The 18,143-nt window shown below is 68.2% G+C and carries 18 protein-coding genes; 12 read left to right on the top strand and 6 right to left on the bottom strand.

Annotated elements, in window-relative coordinates:
• Positions 1 to 596: 596 nt before the first annotated feature.
• Complete coding sequence (locus tag K7396_RS00125) at positions 597 to 1,034, bottom strand: VOC family protein (RefSeq protein WP_086719062.1); 438 nt, start codon at positions 1,032 to 1,034, stop codon at positions 597 to 599.
• Between the two features lie 245 nt (positions 1,035 to 1,279).
• Positions 1,280 to 2,203: an EamA family transporter gene (locus tag K7396_RS00120; protein ID WP_086719063.1), complete on the bottom strand. Its 924-nt coding sequence runs from the start codon at positions 2,201 to 2,203 to the stop codon at positions 1,280 to 1,282.
• Between the two features lie 103 nt (positions 2,204 to 2,306).
• On the opposite strand from K7396_RS00120, the gene K7396_RS00115 reads away from it, so the two are divergent.
• Positions 2,307 to 3,203, top strand: a complete 897-nt coding sequence (locus K7396_RS00115; RefSeq protein WP_086719064.1) for a LysR family transcriptional regulator — start codon at positions 2,307 to 2,309, stop codon at positions 3,201 to 3,203.
• 689 nt (positions 3,204 to 3,892) lie between these two features.
• Here the strand turns inward: K7396_RS00115 and K7396_RS00110 are convergent.
• Positions 3,893 to 4,879 (bottom strand): SDR family NAD(P)-dependent oxidoreductase, encoded by a 987-nt coding sequence (locus K7396_RS00110; RefSeq protein ID WP_086719065.1) that lies wholly within the window; start codon positions 4,877 to 4,879, stop codon positions 3,893 to 3,895.
• A gap of 610 nt (positions 4,880 to 5,489) precedes the next feature.
• On the opposite strand from K7396_RS00110, the gene K7396_RS00105 reads away from it, so the two are divergent.
• The gene (locus K7396_RS00105; RefSeq protein WP_143589138.1) at positions 5,490 to 5,705 is read left to right on the top strand and encodes a hypothetical protein; all 216 of its coding nucleotides are present in this window, start codon (positions 5,490 to 5,492) and stop codon (positions 5,703 to 5,705) included.
• 231 nt (positions 5,706 to 5,936) lie between these two features.
• Here the strand turns inward: K7396_RS00105 and K7396_RS00100 are convergent, their stop codons facing one another.
• A complete protein-coding gene (locus K7396_RS00100) occupies positions 5,937 to 6,548 on the bottom strand; it encodes a hypothetical protein (RefSeq protein ID WP_223659502.1) in 612 nt (203 codons plus the stop codon).
• A 623-nt stretch (positions 6,549 to 7,171) separates the two neighbouring features.
• Between K7396_RS00100 and K7396_RS00095 the strand changes: the two genes are divergently transcribed.
• The 5 genes from K7396_RS00095 (at position 7,172) to K7396_RS00075 (ending at position 9,424) form a co-directional block, all read left to right on the top strand.
• On the top strand, positions 7,172 to 7,387 hold the full coding sequence (locus tag K7396_RS00095; protein ID WP_143589139.1) for a hypothetical protein: 216 nt from the start codon (positions 7,172 to 7,174) through the stop codon (positions 7,385 to 7,387).
• Complete coding sequence (locus K7396_RS00090; RefSeq protein ID WP_143589140.1) at positions 7,384 to 7,596, top strand: hypothetical protein; 213 nt, start codon at positions 7,384 to 7,386, stop codon at positions 7,594 to 7,596. Before K7396_RS00095 ends, K7396_RS00090 begins: the two co-directional genes overlap by 4 nt.
• 393 nt (positions 7,597 to 7,989) lie before the next feature.
• Positions 7,990 to 8,271: a hypothetical protein gene (locus K7396_RS00085; RefSeq protein WP_086719068.1), complete on the top strand. Its 282-nt coding sequence runs from the start codon at positions 7,990 to 7,992 to the stop codon at positions 8,269 to 8,271.
• Complete coding sequence (locus K7396_RS00080; protein WP_086719069.1) at positions 8,268 to 8,795, top strand: RNA polymerase sigma factor; 528 nt, start codon at positions 8,268 to 8,270, stop codon at positions 8,793 to 8,795. The genes K7396_RS00085 and K7396_RS00080 overlap by 4 nt, the downstream gene beginning before the upstream one ends.
• Positions 8,792 to 9,424 (top strand): hypothetical protein, encoded by a 633-nt coding sequence (locus tag K7396_RS00075; RefSeq protein WP_143589141.1) that lies wholly within the window; start codon positions 8,792 to 8,794, stop codon positions 9,422 to 9,424. Before K7396_RS00080 ends, K7396_RS00075 begins: the two co-directional genes overlap by 4 nt.
• 271 nt (positions 9,425 to 9,695) lie before the next feature.
• On the opposite strand, the gene K7396_RS00070 is transcribed toward K7396_RS00075, so the two are convergent.
• Positions 9,696 to 9,977, bottom strand: coding sequence for a hypothetical protein (locus K7396_RS00070; protein WP_223659501.1), 282 nt, complete (start codon positions 9,975 to 9,977; stop codon positions 9,696 to 9,698).
• A gap of 151 nt (positions 9,978 to 10,128) precedes the next feature.
• On the opposite strand from K7396_RS00070, the gene K7396_RS00065 reads away from it, so the two are divergent.
• Complete coding sequence (locus K7396_RS00065; RefSeq protein WP_223659500.1) at positions 10,129 to 10,443, top strand: hypothetical protein; 315 nt, start codon at positions 10,129 to 10,131, stop codon at positions 10,441 to 10,443.
• A 17-nt stretch (positions 10,444 to 10,460) separates the two neighbouring features.
• Here K7396_RS00065 and K7396_RS00060 read toward each other — a convergent pair whose 3' ends face one another.
• Positions 10,461 to 10,727, bottom strand: coding sequence for a hypothetical protein (locus K7396_RS00060; protein ID WP_143589142.1), 267 nt, complete (start codon positions 10,725 to 10,727; stop codon positions 10,461 to 10,463).
• A 766-nt stretch (positions 10,728 to 11,493) separates the two neighbouring features.
• Between K7396_RS00060 and K7396_RS00055 the strand changes: the two genes are divergently transcribed.
• The 4 genes from K7396_RS00055 to K7396_RS00040 all read left to right on the top strand — a co-directional run bounded on the left by K7396_RS00055 (position 11,494) and on the right by K7396_RS00040 (position 17,653).
• Positions 11,494 to 11,865 (top strand): toxin glutamine deamidase domain-containing protein, encoded by a 372-nt coding sequence (locus tag K7396_RS00055; protein ID WP_143589132.1) that lies wholly within the window; start codon positions 11,494 to 11,496, stop codon positions 11,863 to 11,865.
• The gene (locus tag K7396_RS00050) at positions 11,862 to 12,128 is read left to right on the top strand and encodes a YrhB domain-containing protein (RefSeq protein ID WP_086718979.1); all 267 of its coding nucleotides are present in this window, start codon (positions 11,862 to 11,864) and stop codon (positions 12,126 to 12,128) included. Before K7396_RS00055 ends, K7396_RS00050 begins: the two co-directional genes overlap by 4 nt.
• Before the next feature lie 189 nt (positions 12,129 to 12,317).
• The gene (locus K7396_RS00045; RefSeq protein WP_158101145.1) at positions 12,318 to 17,147 is read left to right on the top strand and encodes an RHS repeat-associated core domain-containing protein; all 4,830 of its coding nucleotides are present in this window, start codon (positions 12,318 to 12,320) and stop codon (positions 17,145 to 17,147) included.
• Between the two features lie 5 nt (positions 17,148 to 17,152).
• Entirely contained in the window at positions 17,153 to 17,653 is a 501-nt protein-coding gene (locus tag K7396_RS00040; protein ID WP_086718981.1) for a hypothetical protein, read from the top strand.
• Positions 17,654 to 18,143 lie beyond the last annotated feature (490 nt).

Genomic DNA, 18,143 nt, shown 5'->3' with positions numbered 1-18,143 from the left:
TCGCCGTGGGGTCCGGCTGTGTCGACACCCGGAGCGAGGGGGCTTCGCCGTCCGGCCACCGCACCAGTAGGTCCATGGTCGTCTTGCCGGTGAACTCGCCGGCGCTGATCTGGGTGGTGTGCGGCCAGAGGGTGATCAGTGACACCGTGCCTTCGCCCGACGTCCCGACAACACTCCGGTGGAGCAGGCGGAAGCGGACCTGGATCGCTGTGTGCTGCGCACATCCAGGGCACAGTTGCCCGTTCCGGATCCCTGGCCGGCGGGGGGACTTTGCCGCGGGCCGGTCGGTCATGCTGAGTGCCCACCGCCGGTCGGTGGCCTTGCTCCCGCCGCCGTCCTGTTCCAACACCCGGGCGGAAGGGCTACCCCACGCCGGACAGTGGCGGACCGGACTGGTCTGCTGCGGGGGCCGGAGGAGAGGGCTCGACGATCGAGGGGCGTTGCGCGCGCCGATTTTGTCGGTGCGAGCCGGCGCGCGGCAGGGAGCTGTCGATTGGCCGTCGTTGGATGGGGTGTCGGAGTGTGGCAGCCGCTGCGTGTCGTGGTCGGTCCGGCGTCGTGGCGTGGTATTCGGGCGGGGGCTTGTGCTTCTTCGTTCAGCCGGCGGGTGGGGATTGTTCGCCGAAGACCCAGGGGGCCAGTACGACCAGCCAGCCGTCCGGGTCCTCGAAGAGGACGGCGCCGCGTTCCGGCCAGTAGGGGTTCGCGGCGGGCACTGGGCTGTGCCCGTGCTCGGCGAGCCGCCGGGCGGCGACGGCGACGGCTTCGGGGCCGCGGAGGTAGAGCACCAACTGGTTCTCCGGATGCCGCTCGGGGATGAGGGGCGGGTCGCCGTGCTGCAGGAGCTCCATGTGCACCGAGGTGTCCGGCAGACCGATGACGACGCCGTCGTAGCCGTGGTGGCCACGCCATTGGGCGAGTACCGGCAACCCGAGGACGTCTCGGTAGAAGACCAGAACATCGTCGTACTTCGCGGTCGGCCGGGCGAAGCGGACCGCTCCCACCTCAAGGTGGCTGGGCCAGGAGTGAGACATGGAGCGATGCTGGCACACGCCCCCAGGTGCCGAAACGGGCTTCGGACCTACGACCGGAGACCGACGCCGCGCTGCTGAGCCGTTGGCCGGGTGCCGGGTCAGATGCCGGCGGATGTCGCGGCCGCCTCGCGGTGGCGCGTGGCCTGCAGTTGCTGTTGTCGCCGTCGCCGTCGCCGTCGCCGTCGCCGTCGCTGTCGTCGGCGTGGCTAGGGCTGGCCGGGGCCTGGAGCGGGGCGGGTCCCGCCTCATGGTCGGCTGACGGCGGCCTTCTGCGCCGGGTGGTTCGCGGGGCGCGCTGCGGGTGCCGGCGGCGTATGGCGGGGTGCCAGCGAGGTCAGGGCGACGCCGCCGACGAGCAGAACCGCCGCACACCAGCGCAGTGCGCTGACGGGCTCGCCCAGGAAGAGCGCCGCCGACGACATTCCGAAGACCGGGACGAGGAGGGAGAAGGGGGCCACCGTGGACGCCGGGTGGCGGCGTAGCAGCCAGCCCCAGGCGCCGAAGCCGAAGACGGTCGTGATCCAGGCGACGTAGAGGACGGTGCCCGCGCCTTGCCAGTCGAGGGTGCGCAGCGCCGCCACGTCGCGCGATGGGCCCTCGAACAGAACCGAGAGGGCCAGCAGCGGCAGTACCGGGATCGTGCTGACCCAGACCATGAAGCCCAACGCGTCCGGCGGGGCGGCCTTGCGGGTCAAGACGTTCGAGGCACCCCAGCAGGCCGCGGCTGCGACGCACAGGGCGAACGCACCGAGCGGTCCGCCGGACGTGTCCTCGTCGACCGCCGCGACGGCGATCCCGGCCAGGGCCACGGCCATGCCCAACCCGCCCAGCAGTGAGGGGCGTTCTCCCAGGACGACGAAGGCGATGACGGCCGTGAACACCGCCTGTGCCTGGAGGACCAAGGAGGAGAGGCCGGCCGGCATCCCGGTGTCCATCGCGACGAACAGCAGCCCGAACTTGGCCACGCCCAGGACCAGTCCGACCCCCACGATCCACTTCCACGCGACCGGGCGGCGTACCAGGAACACCGCGGGGATCGCGGCCGTGAGGAAGCGCAGGGCGGAGAAGAGCAGGGGCGGGAAGTGGCTGAGGCCGATCTCGACGACGGTGAAGTTGACGCCCCAGACGGCGGCGACGAGGACGGCGAGGGCGAGGTGTGCAGGTCGCATGGGTCGAGGATCACAGCCGCAGACCATGAAGCACCAGCGATGATTGCTGCATGGTGGGATGAAGCAACGCTCATCAGTCGCTTCGCTCGTGAGGGAGGCTCCCGTGCTCGACCTTCAGCGCCTGCGAGCCCTGCACGCCGTCTCCGTGCACGGCAGCGTCGGCGCCGCCGCCTCCGCTCTGGGCTTCACGCCGTCCGCGGTGTCCCAGCAGATCTCCAAGCTGGAGCGGGAGACCAGGGCCGTGCTGCTCGAGCGTGCGGGACGTGGCGTCCGGCTGACCCCCGAGGCGCATCACCTCGTCGCCCTCGCGGACGAGGTGCTGGCCTGCCTGGAGCGGGCGGAGACCGAGTTGGACCAGCGGCGCGGGAAACCGGCCGGGCGGCTCACCGTCGCCGCCTTCGCGTCGGCGGCGCGGGGACTGTTGCCCGAGGTCCTCGCCGACCTGGCTCTACGGCATCCGGCGATGGACGCGCGGCTCAGGGAGGTGGACCCACACATGTCTGTCGACATGGTGGCCAAGGGCGCGGTCGACGTGAGCGTGGTCCATGACTGGGACATCGCGCCGCTGACGCTGCCGCCGGGGGTGGAGCATGCGCTGATCGGGCAGGACCGGTGCACGCTGCTGCTGCCGCAGGGGCACCCCTTCGCGGGGCGGGAGTCGGTGCGGCGCGAGGACCTCGGCGGTGAGCGGTGGGTGTGCCAGCCACCGGGACGGGTGTGCCACGAATGGCTGGTGCGGACGCTGCGGACGGCCGGACACGAGCCCCAGATCGTCCACCAGGCGGACGAGAACCCCACGTTGGTGGCGCTCGTCGCCGCCGGCCTGGGCATCTGCCTCGTTCCCCGTCTGGGCCGCGGCCCGCTGCCCGCCGGGGTGGTGGAGGTTGCGCTGGAACCGGCGCCGGTACGGCGGCTGTACGCGTTGTGGCGAGCCAGGGCAGGCCGGCGCCCGGCGATCGCCGAGACCGTCCGCACCTTGCAGGAGCACTGGCCCGGATGATGGGGTCTGGCGTCGCTGTCGGGAGTGACTCGGTGAAGGGCGTCGGCTGTGGAAGCTGCGAGTAAGTCCTCGGTGCGTCGAACGACGGTGTGCTACGTCTCGTGGGATGCAAGGCGAAGTGCCCGGAGTGCCTGTCAGGATGCGGCTGACACGTACGTCTTGGACGCGGCGCAGGGAGGGCGAGGGTGCAGGGGCCAGCGTCTGAGCACGGTCCCGCAGGGTTAGCCCGATCCCGCTGCACCCCTCGCCGGACCGCCTGGAGCAGCTCCCTGACGCGTTCGGGCTGCGAGCGGCGCTGTGCCTGTCGCGGGTGACTGCTGTCGTCCGCTGCCGGTCCGGCGCTGGTTGAGGCGGTATCCCGGGGGCGGCCGTGGCGCTCCGCCCTCCTGCGCCGACACCGCCAGGTGCCTTGTCCGTCGGAATGGAGCCCGGTGTGGGGCACGGTGACGTGGCCGACATGCTCGTGAGCATCATCGCCGGCGTGGCTGCCTGTCTTCCTCGGCGCTGCGTTCGCCGATGTGGTGTTCGCCGGCTGGTCTGTCGCTGCCTGCCTGCCTGCCTTCTTGCCTGCCCGGTCCCGGTGCAGGGGCTGTGGCGAGTGTGCGGAGGTGACCGGCCGGGGTGCTGAAGGCAGGGTGGTTGCGTTCGTGGGCCGTTGTCGGCTGACCGGCCGGGCTGTTGTGCGGCAGTCATCCGCTACGGGGCTGTCCGGGTGTCGTGGTCCCGAGGTCATGGTCGAGGTGGAGGTCGAGGCCGGTCAGATGACAGCTTGTGTCCCACAAGCGTGCCGCGGTGGAGGTATCGGTGAGGTGCTTCCACACCGGTTCACGTCGAGGTGCTCCACGCAGGCCGAAGACACGCGGTCCCCACAACTGGCCACCCCTCACCGCCGGGTCGAGGACCGCCCGGACCGCGGGCCATGCGCCGGCATGCTTGCCCTGGACGAGGAAGGCCGCCGGCGCGGCGCGCAGTCGCGCGCCGGTGGTCCGCACAGGCAGCGGTGGCCGTGAGGGGGTGAGGGAGTCCAGCGCGCCGCCGGGATGGACCACCACGCTGGCCACGGTGCTGCCGACGGCGCGCAGGCGGCGGTCGAGTTCGAGCCCGAAGTGCATCTGCGCCAGCTTGGAGCGCGCGTAGGTGCGCTTGGGCCGGTAGTCCAGGCGGGAGTGAAGGTCGTCCGGGTCGAGCCGCTCCGACTTCGCCGCGAAGCTGCCCATGGTCACCACGCGGGCGGCCGGCGCGGCTGAGAGCAGGGGCATCAGCCGCTGGGTCAGCGCGAAGTGCCCGAGGTGGTTCGTGGCGAACATGAGCTCGTGACCGTCTCCGGTCTCCCTGCGCGGTGGGTTGTCGAGGGCGACGCCGGCGTTGAGGACCACCGCGTCGAGGCACGCCACGTCCAGGGATGCCACCGTCGCGGCGAGCGAGGAGAGGCCGGCGAGGTCGAGCCGTACGGCCCGCACCCGTGCGCCGGGGACCCGCGTCCGGATCGAGGCCATGGCGGCCTCGGCCTTGGCGCCGTTGCGGCTGCCGAGTACGACGGTCGCCCCGGTGGCCGACAACTGCTCCGCGACGAAGTACCCGATGCCGGCGTTGCCGCCGGTGACCAGGACGACACGGCCGTCGGCGCGCGGCAACCGTCGGACATCCCAGGACGGGGCGGTGGAGGTGGACACCATGGCGATGAGCTCCCTTGCGCTGAAGGACGTGCGGCTGCCCGGCTGGGCAGCACGGCCCACAGTTCCAGCGGCCACCGACACCTCACCTATGGACCACCGACAGTCCCACCAACGCCCGCCCTTCCCCGACACGATGCCGACCGTCGCCACACCCCGCCACACCGCAGCGGACCCTGCCGCGCCACACCGCAGCGCAACCGGCGCGCACCCCAGCGCCGTGCCGCACCGGCACCGCGCCGCACCGCGCGCCGTGCTGCGTCGCGAAGCCGGGCCGCACCTCGTCAAAGCCGCTGCGCCACTCGCGAAGCACCGCCCGGCGCAGCCGACGTCACAGTCACGGAGCCGCGCCCCGGAGGGCCGATCACCTTCCGGCCCCATGGCGAACGGCGTCCGGTGGGCGGACCGCCGACGAAAGCCGCGCGCCCCGAACAACACGGGCGACACCGGCTTCCGACGCCTTCCGGATACACCCCGGCCCGCCTGGGAACCGTCCTCGTGAAGGCGGCCAGAAAAGAGTGCCAGGCCGAGGTCGAACGGACCTGCTCACCGGCCTGCCGGACCCGGACCTGCGCCTGCCGCAGCAGAGCACCACTACGCGAAAGGAACTGACATGAACGGGCGATCAGCCACTGTGACGAAAGCAGTCTTAGCAGGCCTGGGCTGGGGAGCCCTCTCCTTCGCCGTCTCCGTGCCCGTCCGGGCCGGCCTCTACGACGAGCAGATGTTCTCCGGCGGCAACCTCGGCACTTTTGCCGTGGTCACCACTGCGGCCACGGCCGCGACCTGGGTCGGCATCGACCGCCGCAACTCCCGCACGACGGACTGACGGTGCTCGTCACCCGTGACCCACAGGGTGGCCCGGTCAGGGGCCGGTGAGGATGGTGTGGGTGCCGATCGGCGCCGGACGATGTGGCGGGCGTGTTGACTGAACCAACGTCTTCCTGTGCCTACCCGGCCTCTCCCAGCTCACCGCGCGCACCAGCGAAACCACCAAGTAGCCGCCCCTGGAGCTTTTGGGGGACACCTATCGGCGTCGTGCCGCGAGTGCCCGGCCACGTCACTGTCTGGGCACGGGTGCAGGGCGATGAACCTCCAGAACGACTGCGGTCCCGGCGATGGTCGGGTCCTCGTGCATGGTGATCTGCTGGCCGGGTTGAACGTGCGTCCAGTGGGAGGGGGTGAGGGGTACGAGGCGAACCGTGGCCTGCCCGCCGGGCTCCAGAGTGGGCATGTTCTCAACCCAGAGCGCGGCGATGCTGACCGCACGTTCACCGGTGGGCGAGAGGTGTCCGATGTCCCACATGGGTCGCAGAACCCCGGCGCCGGAGGTTGGTGTCGTGCGTCGGCCCTCACCGGCAGGGCTCAGCGTCAGCTCTGCCCGGATCACACCGTTGCGGATCTCGGCGCACCGCCAATGGCACCAGGCCGCGCTCCGCTCCAGTCGGAGCTGCTCAGCCGCTTCGGCGAGCTTCTCCCAGAACGCCAGAGGGATCGAGCGACCGTCCCCGAGTTCCTCCAGCAGACCCAGAGCGATCTCCCACTCGTCATGGGCGAGGTAGTCCCAGACGTCTCGCACTGTGATGTCGTTCTCGGTGGCGGTCTCTTCCGGGACCAGCAGGGAGGCTGATTCGAGCAGCTCAGGGACGTCCATGCGCTCATTGTCGACCATATGCAGGAGCGTGCCGGCGCTCGTCCACTCGTAGCTCAGAGAAGATGCCGAACGCCTTCTCCTGGCCGTATTGCCATGTCGCGCGGCCGTTCTGTGCCCAGGTGAGTTCGTAGACGCCGGATGTGGCGCGCACGCCCTTGATGCGCAGGCCGGGGCGGAACAGTCCGGTACGCAGATCGGGGACGAAGGAGTCGAGGACGACGCGGTGGAAGCGGCGGCGCTGGCGGGGGTGAAGCGCTGGAGGCCGGTGGTGAAGCGGGGGAGGGTCTCGAAGGTGGACACGGTGGTCTCCTTCGGGCAGCACGACGCAGCCCCGGCGTCTGCCGGGGGCTCAAGAGGGCTGTAGCCATCGAATGAAGAGGTGGGATCGGTGAATCTCTCGGCGCCACTGCGCTTGCGCGGCTAACCCGCGCCCCCTGCATGGTGCTGCTCGCCACTGCACTTAGCACCGCTGCACCCTGTGATCCACCGCTCGCGAATTCTCCCCAAACCGCGTTCTGACATGGGGGTTTGGCGGATTCGCGAAAACTGGATCCGGGGAACCGACGCCGGATGGTGGCACCCGACCGCGCCAAAGGGGCGCGGCACCGGCGCACAGCGCACCCCGCCCCAGAGAGCCCGACATGACGACAACCCCGACATGCCATCAGGCGCCCGCACCGGCCACCCTGGTGCGCCCGCCGGTCCCCGCACCGGTACCGGCGCCGTTCACACCGCCCACCCTCCAGCCGCCCGTGGACGGCCCGCCGCCCACGGACCGGGTGACCGCCTACGCGATCGCCCACGGAAGCTCGGCAACGGCGTACGCGGTCGCTTCGACGCCGTGGTCGGACCGGTGACCCTGCAGCCGGATGCGCCGATGGCACGGCGCTCCTGGCGTACGGCGGCCCTGGCCGTGACGGTGCTGGGCTGCGGAATGCTGGCGGTGACCTACCCGTCGCTGGTACGGGTGTGGCAAGTGGCCGGCTACGTCGCCGCCGTTGCCAGCGCAGCCGCCGCATTGGTGACGCTGGTCGGCTGGCGGGAGGGCGCCGGAGCTCGGTCGTAGCTGTTGAGGTCGCCGTCCGGCCCAGATCTCCCTTGGCTCGGGACGGGAACGCCGGGAAGTTGATGTTGTTGCCTCATCGAGGTGATGCAGCATCACCCGTCCAATCGTCCGGGCCGCCGAGATGAGCCGGCGCCTCAAGGGCCTGCCAGCCGCCGGATGCGCAGCCCGCCCCCTTGTTGACCGGTGCCGGCAATCGGCGGGAGTCCCGATGGGCGGGCTGCCCGTCCTGCATGAAGACTCGTGTTTTCGCTGGTCAGAGGGGTTTTGATGAGGTAACTGGGGTGCGTGGGAAAAAGGTTGGTCTCCGGCATCCGGATTCCGGCCCCTCGGCGCGTGTAAGAGGTGAGGGCGTAAGGGCCCTCACCAACGAGTCGATGATGGGAGGCCGGTCTGGTGACCTGGCTCGAGTGGATGGGGACGAGTGGGATCTCGGTCCCGCTGATGTTCCTGGCGTACTACGCGCTGCGCCGCACCAAGAGCGTGGTGGAGATGTGCCTGAAGGCGTATCTGCAGGCGTGCGCGGAGCGCGAGCAGCGCGCGACGATGATCGCGATGGCGGCGGCGCTGCCGGAGGGCGGGGCCGCGGCCCGTTTCGAGGAAGGGCAGCCGGCCTGGCTGTTCTACAAGCACGCGGAGCAGGGCCAGCCGGCGATCGTCACCCGGGAGGCTGCGTGACCGAGCCCGACCGGGGCACGGATTTCGAGGCGTTCGTCCTCGAGACCAGCGAGGCGTTCACTCGCGTGGCCCGGGCCGAGACAGGCGGCGACCTGCACCGCGCAGAAGACGCTGTGCAGGTCGCCTACATGCGCATGTTCACGTCATGGGAAAAGATCATTGCGCGGCCCGGTAACCCGGTCGCCTACGGCCGCACCGCGGTCAAGCACGCGGTGATCGACCAGTTCCGGCGTAACCAGCACATGACTCCCGCACCGGTACAGGAAATGCCCGAACAGGAATCGCAGATCGGCATCCCCGATGCCGCCTACGAAATGATTAAAGAGGGTATTGATGAACTAGTTGCCAAACTTCCCGACCGGCAGCGGCAGGTCATCACCCTGTGCGTTCTCCAGGACATCAGCCCTGAAGACGCCGGGAAGCGCCTGCGCCTTAAGGAGGAGTCGGTGAAGCGCATCATCCGCGTAGCGATCAACAATCTGAAGAAGTTCGTCAACGAGACCGGCGAGGAGGGAACCGCATGAGCACCTGGGACCGGGAAAGCGAGCAGAGCGCCATTCGACTCCTCGCCGTATGGGCCCTGCTCGAACGCTCCGAGCAGGCACTTTCAAAGAGTCCACGGACACCCGAGGACTCGGTACAGGCGGAGGGGGGCCAGCTCGCCGGCTGGCCCCCGGCCCCCGCCCCCTGCCCGGACGATGCCTCGGAGCACACCGAGGCCAAGGGCGAACTCGTACTGCTGCTGGCACGCGAGTGCGCGTACAAAGCCACTGCAGAAGAAACACGCCGAATCGCGGAACTTCTAGAATATCTGGACCGCGATGAGGAGGCATTGCGCTGGTGGCAGTGGGCAGCGGAACGAGGTGACGAAGACGCACGGGACTATCTAGAAATGCTCTATGCCGAAAGGCAGGAACAAGAAAGCCCGCCAAAAGATGACTCGCCAACCTCCCCGCAACTGCCAGCGAACGCAGCGCTTTTCGTGTGTGAAGTCAGCGGAACAAGCGCCGGATCACACACGTTCGCAGCCGTTCAACTAGCACTGAATGCCGCAGCGAACCCAGAGCTGAGCGAAGAGGCGAAGCAGCTCGTGAGGGAAATCGAAGAGTACTTGCAGCACCCCGATCGCATGACAGACGGAAGGCGACGCTGATGCATCACATCCTTCTGACATGCCCTAAGGAAACGGGAGCAGCTCTGTAGGCAGACCCATCATGAGTGCCTCACGCTGAGGCACAGCGACTCGTTGAGGCAGCGGCCGTCCGGCGACCGGGCGGCCGCTGCCATGTGCGGGATCATCCCGCACACGACCGCTCGCACGCCGCCAGCCGCCGCTCACCCCAACGCCGATGGCCGTGACCGCCCACCCAGGAGAGCCCGCCCGTGCAGAAGACCGCCTCGTTCCTTACGCTCACCTCCCTCGATCACTCCACGACCGCCACGTCCTGACCAGTACCGTCGACGTCTTCGGCGCCGCCCACTGGCTGCTTGCCGAACGCGCTCCGCGTCCCGGCGGCGATGTCCTGCCCTTCGACGCCCTGGTCGTCACCGTCCATCCGGGCGGCAACGTCGAACTCACCGAGCTGAGCGCCGTGCGGGCCCGCTCGCCGCACCTGGACCGCTTGCCCGACGGCGGGTTCGCCGTCGCCGCTTCTCGCGCCCGCCGGTACGAGGACGCGAACCAGGTCCAGGTCTTCGACGCGCAAGGCCGCCGGACCTCGTCCTTCTCCGTCGGGGACGCCATTGCGCACCTGCTCGTGGACGAGGCCGGCCATATCTGGGTCGGGCACTTCGACGAGAACCCGGTCGGTATCCGCCGCTGGAGCGCCACGGGCCGGCTGGCCTGGACGTCAGACGATGCCCGCACCCCGGTCTCTTCGACTGCTACGCCCCGACCGGCCCGTGACGGTGTGGGCGAACCGTGTACGGGGCGCTTATGCGGTGGCCGTCCACGGCGATCGGGTCGCCTTGTACGGCGGCTACGGCGAGGAGAGCGACCGACTCGCCCACGGAACGCTGACCGAAACATCCGTCGAACCAAAGGACGTTGGCCTGCTCACCCTGCCCGAGGGCCCCGCCCCCGGCCGCCGGCGGGTCGTCGGCCGAGGAAGCAGGATCTACGTCCAGGCCGAGCCGTACACCGCGTGGGGCGTGTTCGACCTCAGCAGCTGATACCCATCGCTGGAGGACTATTTCGATCCGGTCGCCAGCCATTCGACGGCCAGTCCCGCAAGGAGCTTGCCGCGGCGCGTGCCAGCGTGCGGCAGACGCTCTTTGACCGGTTGACCGAAACCTTCGACGAGCAGGTGCCCGTCGCTCTTCTGCCGCGCTGATCCTTTCACGCCGGGGCGGGACCCACGGGGCGAGGCGGGGGTTCCACTGCTCGGCACGAGCAGGCGGGCCAGCTTGGGCTCGGCGTCACTGCCGGGCCGATTCTGAGCATCGGAGTTGTCCATCGGGACCAAATACCGCGCTCAGTCACACCGTGTCCTGTGCCAGCGGACCTTGAGTGTGTGCCCTTGAAGGTTGAGTGATCGGTGTTCGGGGCGTGCAAGTCCACTTTCGTCTCGCGCGCTGATGCGAAACGCTCGGCGCTACGAGAGAGGACGGCATGCACTACGTCGCCGCCTTCTACGTGGAGCGCACTGCGAAGCTGCTCAGTTAGTCGAAGCGGCTCCCACAGGTTCAGCGCGGCTGATCAAGGGTCAGGCCACTACGAGGAACCCGCGCCGGCACGCACCGACGACCGACGGCCGCCCAGCGGGCCACATCCGGCCTCAGCCGTCCACCGCAGCCCCGGCAGGTCTTCTCCCCAGCCCGCCCTGCGTCCTCGGACACTTCGCCAGCGTAGGACTCCAGGCTACTCACAAGCGGGGCTTAGAAACACGCACTGCCGAAGCCACAGCCGAGATGCTCGGGGCCCGGTCACCTTCAGCGGACCGGGCCCGACGCGTTGTTCAGTCCCTCACCAGCCGAGGAGCGCGACGAAGGGCTGACCAGTGACCAGCCCGACAAGCACAAGGGCACGAGCCCCTGCGGAGAGCTGGTCGCCTTGGTGGGGTCATATTCCTGCGTTGGGTCAAGGCGGGAAAGACAGCCATCAATGCCACAGATCTTGTCAAGGCCGTTAAGAATGAAAAAGCGTTCAACAGGGTCGGGAATGTCCGCTGGGGGGAAGGCGGCGGTGGCAAGACCGTGCTGGGAGACGGGTACAAGACGCCCGTGACTGAAGACCTGATGAACATGGTCAACCCCGGTGGGGGTAAGAAAAACTGCCGTGCATGTGTACTGGCCGTTGATAGAACCCTGGATGGTGCACCAACCTCCGCTCTCCCTGATTTAGGACGTGGCCCCTTCGAGCCGCTGGAGAAGTATTATGGAAAGCGGTTCAGAAATAGATCGTTGTCCAATATCGTGAAGGACATCAAGGAGGCAGGTGACGGTTCTCGGGGTATTGTCTATGGCGCCAATAAGGATGGTGGTCATGTCTTCAATGTGGTCAACCGTGATGGCGATGTAGTATTTTTGGACGGACAGACTGGTCACGCAAACCCGACGCCCTACCTGAGTTACAAGTTCCTGGGGACGAAATGACGCTGAGTCAACCCGAAGCTTTGAAGGCGGCAGAGGAACTTCTTGTGCGAGAGACGGGTCCGTACGACCCGGTTCTTAAAATCGATTACGATCGAGTACGAGAAAAGAATGGGCTGCTAATCGCCCCCTTCAACTCCGAGCAATACCTGAAAACCCGCAACCCGCGCCACATGCTCCTCGACTGCTGGCCGATTCTTGTGGACCTTTCTACCGGGCAGGCCCGCATGGGCGAAATTGCTGAAATGCAGCTGTGGAGCGAATAGGCCCCCTCCGCGTAGCAGCCGATCAGGCAGGCGCTTTTTGGGTTGCCAGATCCACGTCATGTAATGCACAGCTCCGTCGCGCGATGCGCGACGGAGCTGTGCATTAGGTCATCGCCCAAACCGGCAGCGTGGCGAACAGCGCGGTCAGCCGTCCTCCAGGCGCGGGCCCCGGCCGCCGCCCCAGCCTCCGTGCAACACGATGTCGTCGGCCTGCTCGTGTCCGACTCCGACGGCGGCCAGGGCCTGGAAAACCGTGAACTGCACGCTCGTGGCCTCGTGTTGGTGGTGGCGGATGCGGGCCAGCTCTTGGTCGTACGCGACCGCGAAATGGCAGACGCCATGCGGGAGTTCGCCGACGATATCGACGGCGGCGCGAACGAGGCCCACCAGGCCGTCCAGGGTCTGGTGGGTTCGGCGGGCGGCTCCCTGGCCGTCGAAGCGCTCAACGCCCACTGGGGCAAGATCAACGGCACTCACCTGAAGAACCTGGGGGAGTGCGGGCGTCTGGCCGGCACGGCGCTTGACGGCGTCGCCCTCCTCATCGAAGGCGCCAAGATCGGCGCAATCGCCCAGCTCGCCATCCTGGCGGCAGAGGTGATCGCCGCTCAGGCCGCCGCTCCCTTCACCTTCGGACTCTCCGAACTCGGCGCGCTCGCCGGAACGCAAGCCACACGCCTCGCGGTGCGGCGGATCTTCAAAGAGGTCTGCCAGCAGGTCGCCGAGCAGGTCATCAGCATCGCCCTCACACCCGTCGAGGAGGCCCTCGGCGCGATGGTGGGCGACCTGGTCGTCCAGCTCGGCGCCAACGCCCTCGGCGTCCAGAACGGCATCGACGTGAGCCACGCCGCCCAAGCGGGCAAGGAAGGCTTCGGCCAGGGCATCCAGGATGCCAAGGGCTCCGCCAAATCCGCTGCCGCCAACCCTATGCAGCTGCTGAGCGCCGGCGGCGGAAGTGGCGGAGGAGGAGCCGGCGGTGGAGGCGCCAGCGGCGGCTTCAGCTTCGACCCGGACGAGCACGACCGGGCGGTAACGGGCTTGCAGAGCGCCGGCGGAACGTTCCGTAACAAGGCCGGCGGGAAGATAGGCCGGGCCAAGAGCCACCACGGGCGTACCCGAGGCAAGGACGCCATCGCCGACGCGGCGAACGCGATGCTCGACAAGGTCATCGACGGCATCGAGGAAGGCGTGAAAAAGACCGCCAAACACCTCGACGACAACATGACCCGCGGCATCAAGCAGATGGCCAAGAACCATCACGACAACGATCGCGCGCTTTCCGATCACTTCGCCGGCCTGGGCAAGGACAGCAAGCCCGATCCGAAGGCTCCCCACACTTCCCTCAACTCCGCAGGCAAGGGCGCCGGCCGACCAGGCAAGAGGAATCCATCCCTCGCAGGACCGAGCAGGACCGGCCAGCCCTCGAACGGCAACATCGGCTGCCACACCGCCGGCGACCCGGTCGATGTGGTCTCCGGCCAGATGATCACCAACGCCCGAGACCTTGAACTCCCTGGCCTGTTGCCCCTGGTCCTACGCCGCGCCTACGCATCCGGCTACACAGGAGGCCGCCTCCACGGCCCGGGTTGGTCTTCCACCATCGACCAGCGCATCGAGATCGACACCAAGGGCATCCACTACGCCGGCGACGACGCACAGATCCTGCACTACCCCCAGCCCGCCCACACGGGCGAACAAGTCCACCCAGAAGCCGGCGCACGCTGGCCGCTCACCTGGGAGCAGCACAGCGACACCATCCGCATAGAGGACCCCGACCGCGGCTGGACCCGTCACTTCGCCGCCTCGGGAACAGTGGCCGGCTTGCAGCCCACCACCCGCGCGATCACCGCGATCACCGACCGCAACGGCCACACCATCACCTTCGTCCGCGACGAGACAGGGACACCCACCGAGGTGCGCCACAGCGGCGGCTACCGCATCGCCGTCGACACCATCCCCACCTCGGCCGGCCTGCGCATCGAGAGCCTGCGACTCCTCAGCAGCACCGGAACCGGCCCCGGCATCACGATCGTCGGCTACGAGTACTACCCGGACGGCCGCCTGGCCGGAATCGTCAACTCCTCCGGCCTGCCCTACGAGTACGAATACGACGACGCGGACCGCATCACCACCTGGACCGATCGCAACGGCCAGACCTACGCCTACGTCTACGACGAATCCGGCCGGGTCATCCGCGGCACAGGGGAGAACGGCGAACTCTCCGCCCAGTTCCACTACGACCCCGCCCGCCGCATCACCACCGTCACCGACAGCCTCGGCCATCGCACCGAATACCACTACGACGACCAGCACCGCGTCACCACTACCGTCGACCCGCTCGGCAACACCACCTACACCGGCTACGACGCCTTGGGCCACATCGTCTCCCGTACCGACGAGATCAGCCGGACCACCGGCTTCGCCCTGAACCAGCACGGAGACCCGGTCCGCATCACCGATCCCGCCGGGGGCACCGTCGAACTCGACTACACCGAACTGCGCCAGGTCGCAGCCATCCGCCAGGACGGCGAACAACTCGCCGCGTTCACCTACGACCGCAACGGCAACCTGCTCACCACCACCGACGCCACCGGCGCCCGCACGCACCGCCAGTACGACCCCCACGGCCGCCTGACAACGGTCACCGACCCCCTCGGCCAGCGCCGGCACTTCGAAACCAACACCGCCGGCCTCATCACGGCCGTCACCGACGCTCTGGGAAACACCGCCCGTCTCACCTACGACGCCTTCGGCCGCACCATCGCCTTCACCGACCCGCTCGGAGCCACCACTCACCTCACACGGCGCCCCGAAGGCGAGATCACCGAACGTCGCCACCCCGACGGCACGACCGAGACCTGGACCTACGACCCCGAAGGCAACGTCACCGAGCAGCGCGACCAATCCGGAGCTCTCACCCGCTTCACCATCGGCCCCTTCGGCCGGCTCGCCGGCCGCACCCTCCCCGACGGCGAAGAACAGCACTTCACCTACGACACCGAGCAACGACTCCTCTCAGTCAGCACCAACGGCGCCTCCTGGAACTACCGCTACGACGAAGCCGGACACCTCGTCAGCGAATCGGACTTCAACGGCAACAGCCTCACCTACCGCCTCGACGGCGCCGACCAACTTCTGGAAACCACCGACGCAGCCGGCCGCACCACCACCTTTGCCTACGATGTCCTCGGCCAGCTCGTCGAGCGCCGCAACCCCGACGACTCGACCACCACCCTCAGCTACGACACCCGCGGCCTGCTCAAGCAGATCGCAAGCCACGGCATTGCCCTCCACTACGACTACGACAAACTCGGCCGCGTCCTGACCGAGACCGTCAACGGCCGCTCCACCACCTACACTTACGACCAGCTCGGCCGACGCACCAGCCGCACCACCCCCACCGGCATCACCTCGAGCTGGTCCTACAACGCCAACAACCAGCCCATCAACCTCGCCGGCACCCTCGGCTCCCTGGCCTTCGCATACGACCCCGCCGGACAGGAAACCACCCGCTTCCTCGGCAACGGCGCAGCCCTCACTCAGACCTGGGACGCCTGCCACCGCCTGAGTGCCCAGGCCCTGTGGGCCCTCGACCACACCACGCAATCCGCCGACCTTGCCTACACCAGCGTCCAGGAACGCACCTACGCCTACCGCACCGACGGCCTGCCCAGCACCGTCACCGACCGCCGCCGAGGCCGCCGCCAATTCGAGCTGACACCCGCAGGCCGCATCACTCGCGTCACAGCCGACACCTGGACCGAGACCTACGCCTACGACGCCCTCGGCAACATCACACAGGCCCACGACACCCGCGAACCCGACGCCACCACCGCAGGTGAACGCGCCTACACCGGATCGCTGCTGCGCACCGCGGGACGCACCTCGTACGACTACGACGACCAGGGCCGCCTGGTACGCATGCTGGTGCGCACCCTTTCCGGAAAGCGCCGGGAGTGGCGCTACTGGTGGGGCCCAGAGGACCGGCTGGTCAGGGTCGACACCCCCAGCTGCGGCTCATGGGTCTACGACTACGACCCGCTGGGCCGTCGCATAGCCAAGCGCCGTCTCGCACAGCGCGACGGCCGGACCATCGCCGTCGCGACCGTCGTCTTCACCTGGGAAGGCGCAAAGCTGATCGAACAGTTCAGCACAGACGACGACGGAAGCCGCCGCACGGTCACCTGGGACTGGGAACCTGGCTCGTGGCGGCCCCTTTCACAAACCGAGCGCACATGGGCCGAGGATGCGAACAACGCCCACAGCGACATCGATGAGCGCTTCTTCGCCATCGTCACAGACCTCGCTGACACCCCCAGCGAACTGGTCACCACAGACGGGCGCGTCGTGTGGACCGCCGAGGAAGACCTCTGGGGAGCGGGGCGCGGCGCCCAACGGGCGTGCCCCCTGGGCAGGCCCGGGCAGTACCACGACGACGAGACGGGCCTCGAGTACAACCTCTACCGCTACTACGACCCGGCCACCGGGCGCTACCTGAGCACCGACCCTCTCGGCGTGCAGGCCGGCCCCAACCCACACGCATACGTTCCCAACCCCCTGTACTGGATCGACCCCCTCGGTCTGGCCAAGAAGCAGCCTTCGGGCATGGGCGGCTGGTATGGCAAACTTCAGCCCGCGAACTGGACCGACGGAAGCGATAACACCCGCTACGAGATCAACCATCTCCCGGCCAAGGATTGCTACCTCAGCCTCGGACTCCCCACTGACCTCAAGGAGTCCACCGGGCCCGCCATCCGAATGGAGTACGACGACCACCGCGACTTCATCAGCACCGGGTCCGGCAAGATCAACGACAAGTGGCGAAGAGACCAAGAGGCCCTTATCAGACAGGGCAAGTTCGATGAGGCGATGAAGAAGGACATCGACGAGATCCGAAGGAAGCACGGCACCAAGTACGACGCAGCCATCAAGGAGATGGTCGACTCCCTGCCGCACAACCGTAAGTTCCAAAAGTACCTGGCAGACAACGGCTGGAAGATCAGGACCTGCCTCCTACAATGACCACCATGGAAATCGAACTGGACCCGCCGAACGGCATCACAGGCTTCCCCCTGGGCATGCCTGCCGAAGCCGTCAAAACGGCAGCCGCGGAACTGGGCGAGATCAAAGTCCGAGACGAGGATGCCCCGGACTTCTTCCACCCCATGCGGATCCTCACTCTGCACCCCCAGTTCGAGATCAACTTCGTCATGGAAGACGCCAAAACCCTCGAGTACGCCGAACTGTGGATCCCCCGTCCCGGCCCCGAGGAGATCACGGTCCGCTTCCGTGGCATCGACGTCTTCCGCACCCCGGCCCTCCAGCTGATCCAGCAGATCGAAGAAATGGGCTTCACTGTCCTGCACGACGAGCCCAGCTACTGGGTCGTGCCCCGTCTCTCGCTCGGCTTCACCCGCACAGCCGGACACGAGGTACCGCTCGACACAGACGGCGAACCGCTCTACTTCCAGGCCGTCCTCACCGGACCGACCGACTACTACGACTACAAACTCGACAGAACCAGCTGAACCCACACCCGCGAAACCCCAAGGCAACAGAACCCATCGATCACCCCTGCGCCGGCAGATCTGCACTCGGACAGTGGGAAGTCACACCGAGAGACGAAACATGCCGGTGCCGGTCCCGTACGACGGCGCAGCGCATAGGTTGCGCCGGCGGCGGTCTTGGCGGTGCCGACGGCTCGCGCGCTTCGTGGAGCAGCGTCACCGCCTTCTCCAGGAGGCGCAGACCCTCCTGGGCGCCAGGGAGGTCGGCCAGGGCGGGGCCGCGGCATCGTGCGGGCCGGGAACGTTGCTCATGGGGCGGATACCCCCCCCCGCGCACCAGGCGGATTGCCGCCGCGGCCGTACCGAGGCGGGCTCGCCGCGCTTCCATCGGCCTTTGGCCTGCTTGTTCGGCGGAGGCGGTGGCCGAGTCTGCGTCACGTCGGCGAGGATCTTGGCGTGGAGCCGGCCGTCAGGGCCGCGATGATGGGCTCCAGTCATCCGCTCTCCCCGC

It is taken from the genome of Streptomyces angustmyceticus, assembly GCF_019933235.1.
In the GTDB taxonomy this organism is placed as follows: Bacteria; Actinomycetota; Actinomycetes; order Streptomycetales; family Streptomycetaceae; genus Streptomyces; species Streptomyces angustmyceticus.
Note: the sequence above shows the minus strand (reverse complement) of the source record. Positions and strands in the feature narration are given on the sequence as shown.